Raw genomic sequence first — 988 nt, forward strand, 5'->3', positions numbered from 1 at the left:
CTTCTTATCTTAGTAGCTTGTGCTTCTGACATTCTTTCTATATTCGTTAAAGTGCTAGGTACTTCAGTATCATCTTTCCCATCGCCTTTAACATTAAAGGTCATAATGGCTTCCTTATTACTCATAAGTGATAGCTGCGTTCCCTTTTCATACTTTGAAAAGTCCACTATTATCTCTGCTCTTTCCCCAGGTGATAACATAATATTTCTCTGGCTAACCGGTTTTTCTAAAAATCCACCATCAGATGCTATTTGATAGAATCCATCTCTATTATCTAACTTCAAATTAAAGTTACTTGCATTAGCACCATTAACTATTCTAAATCTCATCTTGACTCTATTAACCTCTAAATTAGGTTTAATAGCTCCGTTAACTATGATAGTATCCCCTGTTGCTCCATCCATCATATTTGTATTATAAATAAAACTGCCGTCCTTGCCAAAGCTTCTATCTTGAATTACTAAAGGTATATCATTTACTCCATATTCCTTAGGAATATTTAAGCTTTTTGATACTTCATCATCCACATAGAATAGTCCTGCTAAACCTTTATAAACTTGGGTAGCAGTATTTCCTCCAAAGTGCGGATGATACCACAATGTTGCAGCCTGTTGATTTACTGTAAAACTAGGCTCCCAAGTTGTTCCTGGTTCAATTCCTTGATGAGGGCCCCCATCCTTTTCTCCTTCTACCTCTAGTCCATGCCAGTGAACTGTAGTTGCTTCTTTTAGCTTGTTATTTACGTGCACATTTACTTGCTCACCTTTACTTACTCTGATGACAGGGCCTAAGAAACTTCCGTTGTAACCCATAGTTCGTGTCTTGGTATTTGGTAAAAATGAAGTTTCTCTTTCTTGAGGTTCTAAAGTAAAATCCGCAATATTAGGATCTGGATTTTTATCCTCTAATAGTGGTGGTATAGGAAGTGTACTTTTTGTTTTACTTGTTTGAATATCTATATTAACTGCACTCTGGTTTATTTTAAAAT

At 35.6% G+C, this 988-nt stretch carries 1 protein-coding gene; it reads right to left on the reverse strand.

Features of this window, described 5'->3' with window-relative positions; all coding sequences use genetic code 11:
• Positions 1-988 (reverse strand): multicopper oxidase family protein (locus tag ACQRDX_RS09340; RefSeq protein ID WP_427896615.1); only part of this gene is annotated, 988 nt, incomplete at both ends.

The sequence above is a fragment of the Streptococcus sp. SGI.013 genome (assembly GCF_050315295.1).
Taxonomy (GTDB): domain Bacteria; phylum Bacillota; class Bacilli; order Lactobacillales; family Streptococcaceae; genus Streptococcus; species Streptococcus porcorum.